We start from the raw sequence: 14827 nt of genomic DNA, 5'->3' as shown, positions 1-14827 counted from the left end.
TGTGGCGTTCCCGACCCGATCTCGGCAGGATCGCCGCAATGGGGGAAGCACCGTTGCGCCATCGCGCGTTCGCGATTTTCTACGCCGGACGGCTGGTCTCGCTGCTGGGCAGCGCCATGACCCCGGTCGCCCTGGCCTTCGCCGTGCTGGGCAGCAGCCGCGGCCCGACCGACCTCGGCGTCGTGCTCGCCGCCGGGATCGTCCCGCTGCTGGCGTTCCTGCTCGTCGGCGGCGCGGTCGGCGACCGGTTCCCGCGCAACCGCGTGCTGCGGCTGTCGAACCTCGGCGCGGGCGCCGCGCAACTGGTCGCCGCGGCCATCCTGCTCACCGGCAACTACTCGCTGGCCGCCCTCGCGGTCACCGAGTTCCTCGGCGGGATCTGCACCGCGTTCACCACCCCGGCGCTGCGCGGGATCGTGCCGCAGATCGTCCCGCCGGACTCGCTGCGCCAGGCGAACTCGCTGCTGGGCACCAGCAAGAACCTCACGAAGGTGGCCGGTCCCGCCGCCGCCGGCGTGCTGGTCGGCACGGTCGGCGGGGGCTGGGCGATCGCCGTCGACGGCGTGTCGTTCGTGCTCGCCGCCCTGCTGTACCAGCTCGTCACGCTGCCCCCGGCGAAGCACACTGTGCAAGACAGCGTCTTGCACAGTGTGCGAACCGGCTGGCGGCAGTTCTGGAGCATCCCGTGGCTGTGGCGGGTGGCGACGGCGTTCACCGTCTACAACGTCGTCTTCACCGGCGGCTGGCTGGTGCTCGGGCCGGGCATCGCGCGGGACACGATCGGCGCGACCGGATGGGGCGTCGTGTTGAGCGTGCGTGCGGTGGGCGCGCTGCTGGCCGGGCTGGTGATGTACCGCGTCGCGCCGCGCCGCCTGCTGCCAGTGGGCTTGGCGAGCGCGGCGCTGACCGCGCTGCCGCTGTTCGCGCTCGGCCTGCACGCGGGGGTCGTGCTGCTGGCCGGGGCGACGTTCGTCGCCGGGTTTTGCGCGGGCGTGCTGGCCGTCGCCTGGGACACGACGATGCAGGAGAACATCCCGGGCCATTCGCTGTCGAGGATGGCCGCGTTCGACGACTTCGGCTCGTACGCGGGCATTCCGGTCGGCGAATTGCTCGCCGGACCGCTCGGCGCCGCGTTCGGCGCCCCGCAGGTGGTGCTCGTCGGCGGGATCGTCCTCGTTGTCACCGCGCTGTCCCCGCTGCGCTCGGCCGCCGTCCGCGCGCTGCGGCATCCGCCGGTCCGCGTGCCGTGAAGGGCTCCTTGAGGGAATCTGATTCCCTCAAGGAGCCCTTCACGGACCGCCACGCAAGGAAGGGCCTGCCAGGGGATCCCGGCAGGCCCTTCCTTCACCCCTCGGTCACACCAGCAACAGGAACGCCACTCCGTTCGGCGAGCCGAGGCCCGTCACGTCGTCGTAGCCCTTGGTCGTGTGGATCGTCAGGTTCGGGTAGTCGAGCACCCGGGCGGAGGTCTTCAGCCCCGCCGAGGCGTCGACGCCGTTGGCGAAGTCCACGCGCTGCACCGCGCCGTCGACGTGCTGGACGTCGTGGATCGCCGACGTGCGCGACGTCAGCTGGTACAGCACCGGGTTGATGAAGCCGTGGTGGAAGTGGTCGAGGCTGTCGGCCACCGCCATCACGCCCGCGAACACCGGCGACGCGAGGCTCGTGCCGCCGATCCGGTACTGGTCGTAGTAGACGCCGTCCGGGAAGGTCTGCGTCTGGCCGACCAGGAAGCCGGTGTTGGGGTCGGCGACCGCGGAGATGTCCGGGACCACGCGGCCCTTCGCGCCGCCGGTCTGGTTCTTCGTGGACAGCGCGTCCGGCACGATTCCCTTCTGGTAGAAGGGCTGGCCGAACAGCCGGCTCGTGCCGCCGCCCGCGCCGCCGTTGAAGGCGCCGGGGAACGCCGGGGTGTAGACGCCGTTGGTCAGCGTCGACTTGCCGGTCTCCCACCCGGTTTCGAAGATCCGCTTGCCGTCCTTGCCGACCGCCAGCGACGTGCCGCCGACCGCGGTCACCCACGGAGCCGAAGCGGAGAAGTCCGGCGACGGCGTGCCGAGGCGGGCGACCTCGTCCCCGTTGTCGCCGGAGGAGAAGTACACGCCGATGCCCTCGAGCACCGCCTGCATCGAGATGTGGTTGAACACCTTGACCTCGGCGGCCGGGATGTCCTCGCCGGTGTCGCCGTAGGAGTTGGAGATGATGTCGGCCTTGTGCCCCGCGACGACATAGTTCAGCGCGGTGTCCAGCGACAGGTCTTCACAGTCCTGCCCGCCGACGTACAGGATGTCCGCCCCCGGCGCGAGCCCGTGCGCGGCCTCGACATCCAGGGTCTCCTCGCCGTACCAGCCGGAAGCGTCGCACTGGTCCGGCCCTTCGAGCACCGGGTTCGACGGGAAGATGTGCTGCTTGAACTGCTGCTTGGTCAGCGGGTGCGCCGGGTCGTTGCGCTTGGCGTACTCCGAGGCGTCGGCGTAGATCGTCGGCGAAGCGAAGGCGTCCACGATGGCGATCGTGGTGCCGCGACCGTCCGCGCCGAACTGCGCGACCTGGTCCAGGCCGTACGCCGAACGCAACTGCGCGGGCGTGTAACCGCACGGCGCGTACGGAAGCTGCTTGCCGTTGTACGCCGGGTCGGTCGTGTCGGTCTTCTCGCCGTAGTAAGCACTGCACGGCCCGGAATTGCGGAACCCGTTGCTGGGCGGCGCGGTCGACGGGCTGCCCTGCACGCGCGACTGCTTCTTCGCGCTCGGGTCCGCGCCGTCGGTGTGGTCCGGCTTGAACAGGTTCGTCGCCTGGTCGACGCCGATCACGCCGAGCACGTCGTTCGCCAGCGAGGCCGGAACGGACAGGTCCTTGTCCGCCGCGCGCAACGTCTGTCCCTTGACCTGGTACTTGCCCAAGGTCACCGCGAACGCGCGCTGCACCTGATCGGCGGTACCGGTCGCCTCGACGTACGCCCGGTTGGACGGCACCTCGCCGATGCTGAATCCGCTTGCGGACAGCCAGTTCTTGACCGCGGACACGGTCTGGTCGGTAGCCGCGAACTGGTCCCGCACCTGATCCGGCGACAGATAATGCCGGTAATTCCGGCTGTTCGGATCGGACACCGACTGCGCGGCGGCCTCGGCCGCGCCCTGGTCCTTGAGGTTCAAGTAAACCCGAAAGTCCATAGTGGACGACCCAGCGGTGTCGGCCACCTTGGACTGAGGATTGGCCCAGACCGGATGCGATTGCGGAATGTCCGCCCGCCCCTGAGCCGACGCCACGGCAGGCGAAGCGGCTAAACCGCCGACCACCGCAAGCGAAAGAAACATGGTGACGCTTCTACGCACAGCAACTCCCTCGTGTTGCGCGGCTTCGACCCCGCCTGCCGCCGGAAAGAGATTAGGACTGCCCCCGCCCGCCAGGGAAGCGTCCGGCTTTCCCGTGCGGAACCGTTATCTGCTCCCCTCACCGCGACACAAGGGACAACTGCGACCAAAGTCCGTTTCATCCGCACTGTCCACAGCGGAATGTCCAGAAATCGGAAGAACGCCCGTTTTCCCAAACCCCCCTCACAGCACTAGACGCCCCTCAACACCACCTACGAAGGTCGCACAATCCCGATCACCGACACCAGAACCTCACCCATCTGCCACCCCGGCACACACACCCCACCACCCCACCGCACCAATGCACCCGACGATCGAGGCACCCAGCCCCTCCCCCAACCCCGATACGAAGCCTCCCTGCGGTCCGGGGGTGCTTGTCAAGGCATCTTTCCCGCCTTGACAAGCACCCCCAGACCGTCAGCACAATCAAGCTTCGGGGTGCCCCACGCAACCAGGGACGGCAATGTCGCCCGCCAGGGCGACGAGCCGACCCCCAAGCCCCCGCACATGAAAACAATTCACCCCCAACCCCGCCCAAACCCCAAGTGACATCCCGCCCGACACCACCCCTTATGGGGTATTCCTCCCCCACCGGATCTAGCTAACCGCCCCAAACGCTCCTAGCATGCCGACCATGGGGACCTTGCCGCCAAGGCGGGTAAATTGATTTCGCTGACCTTCCGGATCCTGGGGCCGCTGGAGGTCGTCGCCGAGGGCAGGGCCGTACCGCTGGGCGGCCCGAAGCCCAGGCTGCTGCTGGCCGCACTGGCCCTGCAACCCAACATCGTCGTCTCCACCGAGGCCCTGGTCGAAGTCCTCTGGCCGACCACCGCCCCGCGCTCCGCGGCCGCCAACATCCGCACCTACGTCCACTCCCTCCGCAGACGCCTCGCGGAGACCTCCCCCGACCTGGCCGACCGCATCACCAGCCGTGCCTCCGGTTATCTCCTCACGGTCCCGGAAGACGAACTGGACCACCTGGTCTTCACGAAACTCGCCAAAGAAGCCTGGGAATCCCAAGACGACCCGGAAGCCGCCCTGGCCCTGCTGGACCAAGCGCACTCCCTCTGGCGCGGCGAGGTACTGGAAGGCCTCCCGCACGATCCCACCTGGGGCCCGACCGTCGCCCGCCTCGACGAACTGCGCCTGGCAGTACAGGAACAACGCCTGCGCGCCCGCCTGGCCCTGGGCCGCCACAACGAAGTCATCGCCGAACTCCGCGCGCTCGTCACCGAACACCCGCTGCGCGAAGAACTCTGGCACCACCTGATCACGGCGTTGCGCGACGCGGGCCGCACCACCGAAGCCGCGGAAGCGTACGAGCTGGTCGAGCAAACCCTCGCCGACGAACTGTCCGCGAGCCCCGGCGCCGCCCTCCGCGAACTCCGCACGACTCTCGAAGTCCCGTGCGGCAAAGTCCCGCCGATCTGCCAGCTTCCCTTGGACCTGCCGGATTTCACCGGCCGCGGCGAAGTAACCGAGCGTCTGGTCGCGAAACTCCGCCACCACGCCGAAGCGGAACGCCCCGCGGTCGTCGTCCTGTCCGGTCCGCCCGGCATCGGCAAATCCTCCATCGCCGTACGGGTAGCGCACGCGGTCCGCACCGTTTTCCCGGACGGACAGTTGCATGTGGACCTGGCCGGAACGTCGTCGTCCCCGCGCTCGCCGATGAGCGTGCTGGCCGAACTCCTGCGCGCACTGGGCATCCCCGATTCCGGCCTTCCCCGGGACCTGGCCGAACGCGCCGCGCTCCTGCGTTCCCAGCTCACCGGACGCCGCATGTGTGTCGTCCTGGACGACGCGGGCAGCGCCGCCCAAGTACGCCCGCTGCTTCCCGGCGCGGGCGCGTGCGCGGTGCTGGTCACCAGCCGAATCCGGCTGCCCGACCTGGCCGGAGCCGTCCCGGTGGACGTCGACCTCCTGCCCGAACCGGAAGCCGCGCGGCTGCTGGAAGGCATCGTCGGCCACGAACGAGTCGCCGCCGAACCCGAGGACGCCGCGGCGATCCTGCGCCAATGCGGGCATCTGCCGCTGGCGATCCGGGTGGCCGGAGCCAAGCTCACGCACCGGCCGGCCTGGTCGCTGCGCATCCTCGCCGACCGTCTCCACGACGAGCACCGCCGCCTGGACGAACTGCGCGTCGGAGACCTGGCCGTCCGGGCCAGCGTGACCCTGAGCTACGACCTCCTGCCGATGTCCGCCGCCGCGGCCTTCCGCCGTCTCGGTGCGCTGGGACCGGTGCAATTCCCCGCCTGGGCGGTCGCCGCCGTCCTGGGCCGGCAGTCCGCCGACGACGTCCTCGACGTGCTCGTCGACGCGCACCTGGTGGAACTGGTCGCCACCGACGTCGCGGGCCAGCCGCGCTACCGCCTGCACGATCTCCTGCGCGTCTACGCCGCGGAGCTGGCCGAGCCCGACGAAACCCGCGCCGCGCTCGGCCGCGTGCTGGAGGGTTATCTGGCGCTGGCGGTAGAAGCCGCCGAACGCATGCCGATCCACTTCTTCGGCCAGTACCACGACGACACCGACCTCACCCTGCCGCCGGAAGCGGACCGCCTCCTGACCGACCCCGCCGCCTGGTTCGCCGCCGAACGCGCCACCTGCGTCGCCGCCGTCGGGCTCGCCGCCGAACACGGTTTCGACGACCTGACCTGGCGGCTCACCGTCGCTCTCACGCCGTACTTCGACCTGCGCGGCCACCAGGACGACTGGCACGCCACCCACCTGATCGCCCTGGAAGCCGCCCGCCGGGCGGGCGCGATCCGCGGCGAGGCAGTCGTCCAGCGCAACCTCGGCCAAGTCCTGCTGTACCAAGACAACGACGCGGACGCGATGGTCGCCTTCGAAGCCGCCCGCGAGCTGTACCAACAGATCGGCGACCAGCAAGGACTCGGCGAGGCCTACGCCGGTCTCGGCACCGTGCTGCGAATGCAAGGCCAAACCGACCGTGCGCTCGAACCCTGCCACGAAGCGCTCCGGCTGTTCGGAGAAGCGGGCGACCCGCACGGCGAAGCGGTCATCCGGATCGCGATCGGCTCGATCTGGGTCGCGCGCAAGTGCTACGCGACCGCGCGCCGGTGGTACACCGACGCGCTCGAGCTGTCCTGCGAAATCGGTGACCGGCACCGGGAAGCCCATGCGCTGCAACGGCTCGGGCTTCTGCACCAGCGCGAGGGCAACCTCGCCGAGGCCCGCGAACACGTCACGCGCGCCATCGCGGTCTTCACCGATCTCGGCGACGACCACTGCGTCGGCTACGCGAACCAGAACCTGGGCGAATTGTGCCTGTACAGCGGCGATCTCGCGCACGCGCAGCTGCTGCTGGTGAACTCGCTGAGCGTGCACCGCCGCAACGGAGACCGCCGCTCCGAAGCCCACGCCTCCCAGCTCCTCGGCGAACTCCACTCCGCGCTCAGCCAGCCCGAACGGTCCCGCAGCTACGCCGAACGCGCGCGGGCCATCCGCCGCGAGCTGTCCGCCGACGCCCCGGCCGACGAACGGCCGCGCAAAACCGGACCGCACCGGATCGTGTCCGCCTGACGCGCGGGCCCGGTTGCGCGGCCAAACCGGCGCGCCAGGCCACGATGCGCTGATGAACACCAGGAAAGCGGCTGGTCACGTGCTTCTCGCGATGGCAGTTATCGCTTTGTCGACTCCGGCGCCCGCCTCGGCGAAACCGAAGCACGGCAGAAGAGTGCTGGAGAGACCGCTGACCTACCGCCTCTACGCGACCCGCGAAGGGCTCGTCGGCGGCACCACCTCGAGCGGGCACCGGATCACCGAACGAGACCATTTCGTCGCGCTCCCGTCCACGAAAACGGTGTCGTCCAAGGGAAGAGGCACGTTCACCGTCCGGGTCTGCCGCACTGACGGCACGCGCTGCGAGTACGCGCCGGTGTGGGATGTCGGACCGTGGAACGAACACGACGACTACTGGAACCCCGCCGACCGGCGCGCGACGTTCACCTCGCTGCCGCAAGGCGTACCGGAAGCACAAGCGGCGTACCAAGACGGCTTCAACGGCGGCAAGGACGAACACGGCCGCACCGTGCGCAATCCAGCCGGCCTCGACCTGGCCGACGGCACGTTCTGGGACGGCCTCGGCCTCAAAGGCAGCAGCTACGTGGACGTCACTTTCCTGTGGACCGGCGATTCCCCGGCCACCGGCGTGGTGACCGGAGGCGCGCCGCTGGTCGTGCGCACGTCCGCGAACAACGACGCGCCGCCCGCCGGATTGGCCGCCGACTCCGCGCAGGTGCCGATCGAGTGTTCCGTGCAAGGCGATGCAGTGGACGGAACCACGCGCTGGAACCGGATCAGCCCCGGACACTATGTGCCCGAGGCCTATCTCCGCGCCGACACCGCCGTGCCGTCCTGCTGAACCTCAGTGCTGGTGGTGGGCATGCACGACCGCGTGCCCACGACCGCGGCCGATCATCCACTTGTTGACCGGAACCGTCACCACGAAGGCGATCGCGAGCGACAACGCCAGCGACAGCCAGAACAATCCGCTCGACAGGCCCGCGTCCATCGCACCCGGGATCGCCTCGACGACCGTGTTGTCGATGACCTCCATGACCGCGATCGACACCGTGTCCGCGGCGAGCGCGACCTTGAAGGCGGCGCCGAGCGCGAGGCCCGACTTGAGCACGCCGCGCATGGTGAGGGCGTAGCCGAAGACGAACGCCAGCACGATGGACAGCACCACAGTGGCCGCGTTGTGCAGGCCGAACGCGGTGCCGAGAACCATGCCGAGCACTTCGCCGATGGCACAGCCGGTGAGGCAGTGCAGCGTCGCCTGGGCGGCGGTGGACCAAGACGCTCCGTGCTGGTGTTCGTTCATGCTGGCAACTATACCCCCTTAGGGTATCTGGAGGGCAAGATCGCCCGATGTGATGACCGTCGCCCGGCACCGCCGGAGGCCGGAGTGTCCGAATTGGACGACCGAGCTTCCCGGACGAAACGTGCCCAGTGGGCGAGGAGCACGCTGCGCCGTCCGGCGGTCGAACTCTCTTGCGTAACCGTTTGGTCGCGTTCGGTTGACCCCCTGCCGCCACTGGCCCTACCTTCGGCTGCCAGGTGACAAAGCCGGGGAACGGTGGGGGATGCGAGGGCGGACCAAAACGCTCGTGCTGGGTGCGGCGCTCGTGGCGACCGCGGCGGCGGTGGCGGCCAGTTGCTCGCCGGTCCTGTCCGACTCGGCTCCGGAGCCGGCGAAAATCGCCTTCGTGCCGAAAATCGGCGGCATCCCGTACTTCGACGCGATGAACGCCGGCGGCATGCTGGCCTCCCGGCGGCTCGGGGCGAAGTGGTCGCTGCACGCCCCGGCGTCGCTCGACCCGGCCGCGCAGACGGCGATCCTGCGGCAGCTCATCGCCGAACGCGTGGACGTCATCGCGGTCGCCCCGAACGATCCGGCGGAGCTGGCCCCGACGATCGCGGAGGCGCGGGAGAAGGGCATCCACGTGCTCACCACGGACACCGACGCCGCCGATTCGCAGCGCGAGGTCTTCGTCAACCAGACGACGGCCGACGGCATCGGTTCGGCGCTGGTCGACTCGCTGATGAAGAAGACCGACGGCGCCGGCGAGTACGCGATCGTCTCGTGCGGGCGCGCCGCGGCGAACCTGAACTCGTGGATCGAAGCCGAGAAAACGTATGCGGCGCAACGCTATCCGCAAGCGAAGCTGGTCGAGACGGTGTACGCCGGCGAGGACACCACCACCGCCACGAAGCTGGCGAAGGAGATCCTCAACCGGCATCCGAAGCTCACCGGCATGATCGGCCAGTGCACCACGGCGACGCCCGGCATCGCGCGAGCGGTGCGTGATCAGCAGAAGATCGGCCAGGTGTTCACGGTCGGCACCGGGACGCCGCAGACGATGAAGCCGTATCTGGTCGACGGTTCCTGTTCCATGACGGTGCTGTGGAACGTCGAATCCCTCGGCTATCTCACCGCGTGGACCGCCGAGCAGCTCGCGACCGGCACCCCGCTCCGGCCCAAGAACAACGTGAGCCCGGAACTTCCCGCGGTGCACTACGACGCGGCCACCCGGACCGTGCTGCTCGGCGATCCCCTGCTGATCACGCAGAACAACGTGGATCAGTTCAAGTACTGACGGTCGTCAGCGCACGTCGACGGTCACCGTCAGCGTGCGCGTCCGCGCCGGCAGCTTCGCCAGGTCCACCTGCAGGTACTCGCCGTCGTCCGGCCGGCCGTTCGGCTGGGTCTTGGCGTGCAGGGCGTAGGGAGCCGCCGAGTTCGCGACCCCGTCGATGCCGAAGTCGCTGTCGTTGCTGATCACCACGGTGCGGCCGCCGTCGGTCGTCGCGACGCCTTCGACCTTGTCGTGCCCGAAGAAGCCCCCGCTCGGGTCAAGCCCGGTCACCAGGCCGCCGACGTCGAGGAACAGCTTCTTCGCCACTGGCGTCATCCCGACCTTCGCCAACGCGTCCGCAGCCTCCGCGGTGGTGGCCTTGCCGACGTACGCCTCGATGCTCTTGCCGCCGTCCACGAGAAGCCCGCCTTTGGCCGCGTCGTACGTCGCGCCGGGCACCTTCGCCGCCGGTCCGAGGTCGGTCGCCTTGCTCAGGTCGATCTCGAACAGCTTCTTGTACGCGCCGGGTTCGGCCTTGCCGTCGCGCTCGTCCACGAGGAACCGGGTCGACGAGAGCGCGGTGATCTCGGAGACCGCGGTGCCGGTCTCGTCGGGGTTGTCGAGCAGGTAGGCGTACTCGTGCGTGGCGCGGGTCTTCAGGTCGACAGTGACGATCCGCAGCGCGGGTACCTTGCTGGGCTTCTTCGTGAGGTCCGGCTGCTGCAGCGCGGACTGCATGATGCCGACGAGCGTCCGGCCGTCCGGCGTGAGCGCGAGGCCCTCCATGCCCTTGTTCGGCACGCGGTTCTTCAGCTCCTGCGGCAGCGAACCGTCGAACGGCGAGAGCCGCTCGATCGCGCGGCCGTCCGCGCGGAAGTGCGTGATGAACGGGCCGTACTCGTCCGAAACCCAGAACGTCCCGTCGCGTGGGGCGACCAAGCCCTCGGAGTCGTAGCCGTTCGGCGACGCGGGCAGTTTCTTCCCGGCGAGGTCCACGATGGTCTCGCCGGTGTTCGCCAACGTGTTGACCTGGCCGTTGTACGGCGAACCGTCGGCCGCGCGCAGCGGAATGGTCCGCTCCAGCACGGCTTTCCCGCCCTTGAGCCGGAATTTGCCGATGGCGGGCGTGAACGACGGGAGCGGTTCCACTTTGGACCCGTCCGGACCGTCGACGTTCGGGCCGCGGTCGGTGAGCCCGTAGAACTCGTCGCGCTCGCCCGGCACCGGAGTGAGCGCGGACCCGTATCCGCCGCCGGTGATCTTGACGCCGCCGACGGTGCCGAGTGGCGGCAAGTCCGTCGGGTACAGCCGGACGGCGTCGCTCACGGTGTAAGTGAACGTGTCGCGCCCGGTGAACCCGGCGGCGGGCGTGTAGCGGAACGAGCCGTCCGGGCCGATGGTCAGCGCGCCGTGTCCCGGATCGGTGTGCCGCACTACCGCGCCGTCGCGCTGCGCGTCGCCGCGTACCTGCAGCGTTTGCCCGGCCCGCACCCGGTAATGGTCGCCCGGGTGCCCCTTGGCCTCGGCCGGGCCCGCAGCGGCCAGCGGCAGCACCAGCGCCCCGGCGACCAGCCCGATCTTCACGCGTTTCATCGGCTTTCTCCTCCTCTGACGTCTTTTCGACGCCGGAGGGAGTCTCGACGGCCGAGTTGGACAACGTCGGTCATCGAGACGACCGCCGCGTTAACGAGCGCGCCGTGCACGAGCCGCTACTGCACCTCCTCCGACGATCAGCAGGACCGCGGCCACGCCCCAACGTCGCTGCTTCTTGACGTTGTCGTGTGCTTTCGCCGCGCGTTTCTCGGGCGGTTTCTTGATGGCCTTCACCGGGGCGGCGCGCGACGGCGCCGGGGGTTGGGGCCTTGGGATGGGCTGGATGATCGCGTCCGGCGGTTGCGGGGACGGCGTGGGGGTCGGGGTTGCTGGATTCGGCGTCGTCGGGGGCGTCGGCTGAGGTGCCGGGGTTGACGACGGCGTGGGGCTCGCCGAGGTCGACGGCGCGGGAGAAGACGGAGTCGTCGACGAGGTGGTCGGCGGGGTCGAGGACGACGGCGGCGGGGGTGGCGGTGGTGGTGGTGGTGGCGGCGGCGGGGGTTCGGCCAAGCACCCGGCGCCGTCGGACAGCACCAGCGGCGGTCCGGTGCTCACCTCGACCGGAGACCCGCCGTCCAGCCGATACGTGACGCTCCGCCCGTCGATCCAGTTCGCCGTCGCGTAAAGCTTGTGCTCCGGCCCGAACACGACCGAACCGTAAACAGCCTCCGGGAATCGCTCGCCCGGCACCTTCGCGACCTTCCCCGTCACCGGGTTCACCGTGACCACCGCGCCCTCGCCGGTGGACGAAACCCCGTACAGCAGACCGTCTTCCGGGTTGTACGCGAAATCGTCGATCCCCGAGGCGAGCCACCACGGGTGCAGCAACACCGGTCCAGTCGCGGTGAGATAGCCGGAACTGCGCGGATCAACGTCCACTGTGTACAGACTGGTCGCGCGCTTCACGTACCAGGAATTGCCGGACATCGCCCCGGCCGTCGCGCCGGTCACCCAGCTCCACTCGCCGTGGTGGGTGTCGCGGCCGACCGCGCCGAGGTCGGTCAGCTCGCCGTCGGAGTCGATCCGCACCGCGTGCCAGCCGTCGTGAAAGCGTCCGTCGGCGACGCCGTAGGTCACGTCCTGCGCCGCCGAGTACGCGATGGCGTTCAGCGCGAAAGGACTGTGGTGCAACAGATGCCGCGCGCCAGAGGGCAACGTCAACCGCACGATGTCGGACGACCACCCGTCGCGGCTTTCGACCTGCAGCACCCGGCAGGACGGCGCGGCCGCGCGCGGCCGCGCCGGAGCCAGCCAGCCGGACGCGACGAGCAGCCCGGCGACCGCGGCCGCGGCGGCCACCACAGTCAGGTACCGGGAACCTCGCACCGGTCAGCCGAGCCGCGAGATCGCCGTGGTGAACGCGTCCGGATGCACGTTCGCGCCGCCGGCATAAGGGTTCTGCAGCTGATAGATCGCATACAGCAGCAGGACGATCGTGCCGGCCAGCGTCGACACGATCACCAGGTGCGCCGCCATCCGCGTGCCGCCGAAGAGGTTCGGCAGCAGGATCGAGATGACGCTGCCGAGGACGAGCGCGAACCACATGACCGCGCCGACGCCGTCGGTTTCCGCGCCGGTGAGCCGGGTCTGGCGGGCCTGGTAGACCTGCCAGAGCTGGGCGGCGGCGTCCTTCTTCCGGTCGTTCGTCCAGTCGTCGCTGGCCTGCGCGTTGGCGACCACGCGGCGCATCTGGTCGAGCTGGGTCCAGCCGGTGTCGGGGACCGGGCCGTCGTCGACGAGCCGGGGCCACTCCTGCTTGGAGACCGTCGTCGCGTACGCGATGGCCAGGCGCCGCACCTGCTCGCCGGTGTCGCCGGGCAGCGCCTGCGCCGACCAGGTGGCGGCGACCAGGCCCTCGGCCTCGGTGTAGGAACCCTCGCGCGTGGCCGTGACGGCGTCGAAGAGCGAGATCAGCACGAACGCGACCAGCACCGCGTGCAGCCCGCCGACGATGGTGAACACCTGGCCCGCGGCGTCGTTGTTGTCGCGGCGGCCCTCGTCCCAGCCGAAGCGCCGCACGAGATAGCCGATCACCGCGGCGACGATCGCCCCGCCGACGACCCAGAACACCCCGGTCACGTAGACGTTCATCCGGTTCCTAATCGGTAGTAGGGATAGTTCTTCCGGCTCGTGACCGGGTCGGTTGGTGCTGGTCCGCCGGCGGGCGACGCCTGTGGGTTCCCGTCGTTCGACGACTTGTGAAAGAACGGCGCGTCCGCCGGTGGACTGGTGATCGTGGTGGTGGGATGTCGTGGCCCGAGTCCGCCGCAGGAGGTGACCTCTCGATGTGTTCCCGAGCTTCGAGCTCTTCGACAGAACGAGGACCCTGCGGTGTGCTGGAGTCACGAACGGCTACTGAGATGACGGACCGCCGAGTCCCGCGATTAGGGCGCTGCGTGACCCCGCCTGGACCCGTGAGCAGCAGCAACAGGAAAGGAAACGTGACGGTTTGACACTGTTCTGCGGCATCGACTGGGCCGAATCCCACCACGACGTCGCCATCATCGACGACACCGCAACCGTGATCGCCAAAGCCCGCATCGGCGACGACGCCACCGGGTTCGCCCGGCTGCTCGACCTGCTCGCCGAGGCCGGAGACACCGCCGACGCGCAGATCCCGGTCGGCATCGAAACCGACCACGGGCTGCTCGTCGCCGCGCTGCGCTCCACCGGCCGCACCATTTACGCGATCAACCCCCTCTCGGCATCGCGCTACCGGGCCCGGCACCAGGTGTCGGGCGCGAAGTCCGACGCCGCGGACGCCGCGCTGCTGGCCAACATCGTGCGCACCGACGCGGCCGCGCACCGACCGCTGCCGGCCGACACCGAACTGGCCCAAGCGGTGCGGGTGCTGGCACGAGCGCAACAGGACGCGGTCTGGGCCCGCCAGCAGCTGGGCAACCAGCTCCGGTCGCTGCTCAAGGAGTTCTACCCCGCGGCGCTGGAAGCGTTCGCCGGACAGCCCGAGGGCGGCCTGGCCCGCCGCGACGCCCGCACCGTCCTCGCCGCCGCCCCGACACCCGCGCTCGCAGCGACACTGACCCGCGCCCGGCTGCGGACACTGCTGACCAAGGCCGGACGCCGCCGCAACGTCGATGCCGACGTCGACCGCCTCCACGGCGTGTTCCGGTCCGAGCGGCTGCGGCAACCGCCGATCGTGGAGAACGCGATGGGCATCCAGTTTTCGGCTCTGCTGAGCCAATTCGAGGCCGCCTGCGCCGCCTCCGACAGTCTGGCGGAGGCGGCACGGACACATTTTGAACAGCACCCGGACGCCACGATCATCACCAGCTTCCCCGGCCTCGGACTGCTGGCCGGCGCCCGGGTGCTCGCCGAAATCGGAGACGACCGCACCCGCTTCACCGATCCCCGCGGACTGAAGGCCTACGCCGGATCCGCACCGATCACCCGCGCCAGCGGCCGAAAAACCGTGGTCTCGCACCGCCACATCAAAAACCGCCGCCTCGCCGCAGTCGGACCCGTCTGGGCGCTCGCCTCGCTGCGAGCCAGCCCCGGCGCACGACGCCACTTCGACACCCGCCGCGCCGCCGGAGACTGGAACCACCAAGCCCAACGCCACCTGTTCAACAAATTCCTCGGACAACTCCACCACTGCCTGCAGACGGACCGCCTCTACGACGAACACCAAGCCTTCCCACCTCCTCCAGCCCACACGGCTTGACTTCTAACAACCTGAGATGTCTTTCGCGCGGCTAAATACGCTGGCTGACGCTATCCAGCCGATTCCGGAACCGACAACGG

Annotated in this window: 10 protein-coding genes; 5 read left to right on the top strand and 5 right to left on the bottom strand. The window is 69.6% G+C overall.

What is annotated here, in order from left to right:
• Positions 1-38 precede the first annotated feature (38 nt).
• The gene (locus CU254_RS06120; RefSeq protein WP_037712709.1) at positions 39-1250 is read left to right on the top strand and encodes an MFS transporter; all 1212 of its coding nucleotides are present in this window, start codon (positions 39-41) and stop codon (positions 1248-1250) included.
• Between the two features lie 105 nt (positions 1251-1355).
• Here the strand turns inward: CU254_RS06120 and CU254_RS06115 are convergent, their stop codons facing one another.
• A complete protein-coding gene (locus CU254_RS06115) occupies positions 1356-3317 on the bottom strand; it encodes a protease pro-enzyme activation domain-containing protein (protein ID WP_009073779.1) in 1962 nt (653 codons plus the stop codon).
• A 720-nt stretch (positions 3318-4037) separates the two neighbouring features.
• On the opposite strand from CU254_RS06115, the gene CU254_RS06110 reads away from it, so the two are divergent.
• Complete coding sequence (locus tag CU254_RS06110) at positions 4038-6914, top strand: BTAD domain-containing putative transcriptional regulator (RefSeq protein ID WP_009073777.1); 2877 nt, start codon at positions 4038-4040, stop codon at positions 6912-6914.
• Between the two features lie 52 nt (positions 6915-6966).
• On the top strand, positions 6967-7755 hold the full coding sequence (locus tag CU254_RS06105) for a hypothetical protein (protein ID WP_199785815.1): 789 nt from the start codon (positions 6967-6969) through the stop codon (positions 7753-7755).
• Between the two features lie 3 nt (positions 7756-7758).
• Here the strand turns inward: CU254_RS06105 and CU254_RS06100 are convergent, their stop codons facing one another.
• Entirely contained in the window at positions 7759-8217 is a 459-nt protein-coding gene (locus tag CU254_RS06100; protein ID WP_009073768.1) for a DUF4396 domain-containing protein, read from the bottom strand.
• 262 nt (positions 8218-8479) lie between these two features.
• Here CU254_RS06100 and CU254_RS06095 point away from each other — a divergent pair, with 262 nt between their 5' ends.
• On the top strand, positions 8480-9493 hold the full coding sequence (locus CU254_RS06095; RefSeq protein WP_009073766.1) for an autoinducer 2 ABC transporter substrate-binding protein: 1014 nt from the start codon (positions 8480-8482) through the stop codon (positions 9491-9493).
• A 6-nt stretch (positions 9494-9499) separates the two neighbouring features.
• Here CU254_RS06095 and CU254_RS06090 read toward each other — a convergent pair whose 3' ends face one another.
• From CU254_RS06090 to CU254_RS06070, 3 genes are all read right to left on the bottom strand, one after another.
• Complete coding sequence (locus tag CU254_RS06090) at positions 9500-11065, bottom strand: esterase-like activity of phytase family protein (RefSeq protein ID WP_037712703.1); 1566 nt, start codon at positions 11063-11065, stop codon at positions 9500-9502.
• Positions 11066-11155: 90 nt separating this feature from the next.
• Positions 11156-12391: a hypothetical protein gene (locus CU254_RS42900; protein ID WP_009073762.1), complete on the bottom strand. Its 1236-nt coding sequence runs from the start codon at positions 12389-12391 to the stop codon at positions 11156-11158.
• Positions 12392-12394: 3 nt separating this feature from the next.
• The gene (locus CU254_RS06070) at positions 12395-13156 is read right to left on the bottom strand and encodes a DUF4239 domain-containing protein (RefSeq protein WP_009073760.1); all 762 of its coding nucleotides are present in this window, start codon (positions 13154-13156) and stop codon (positions 12395-12397) included.
• Between the two features lie 358 nt (positions 13157-13514).
• Here CU254_RS06070 and CU254_RS06060 point away from each other — a divergent pair, with 358 nt between their 5' ends.
• Positions 13515-14747, top strand: a complete 1233-nt coding sequence (locus CU254_RS06060; RefSeq protein WP_009072274.1) for an IS110 family transposase — start codon at positions 13515-13517, stop codon at positions 14745-14747.
• Positions 14748-14827: the final 80 nt, after the last annotated feature.

Origin of the sequence: Amycolatopsis sp. AA4 (assembly GCF_002796545.1) — a bacterium.
Taxonomy (GTDB): domain Bacteria; phylum Actinomycetota; class Actinomycetes; order Mycobacteriales; family Pseudonocardiaceae; genus Amycolatopsis.
This window is presented reverse-complemented; position numbering and strand designations above follow the sequence as displayed.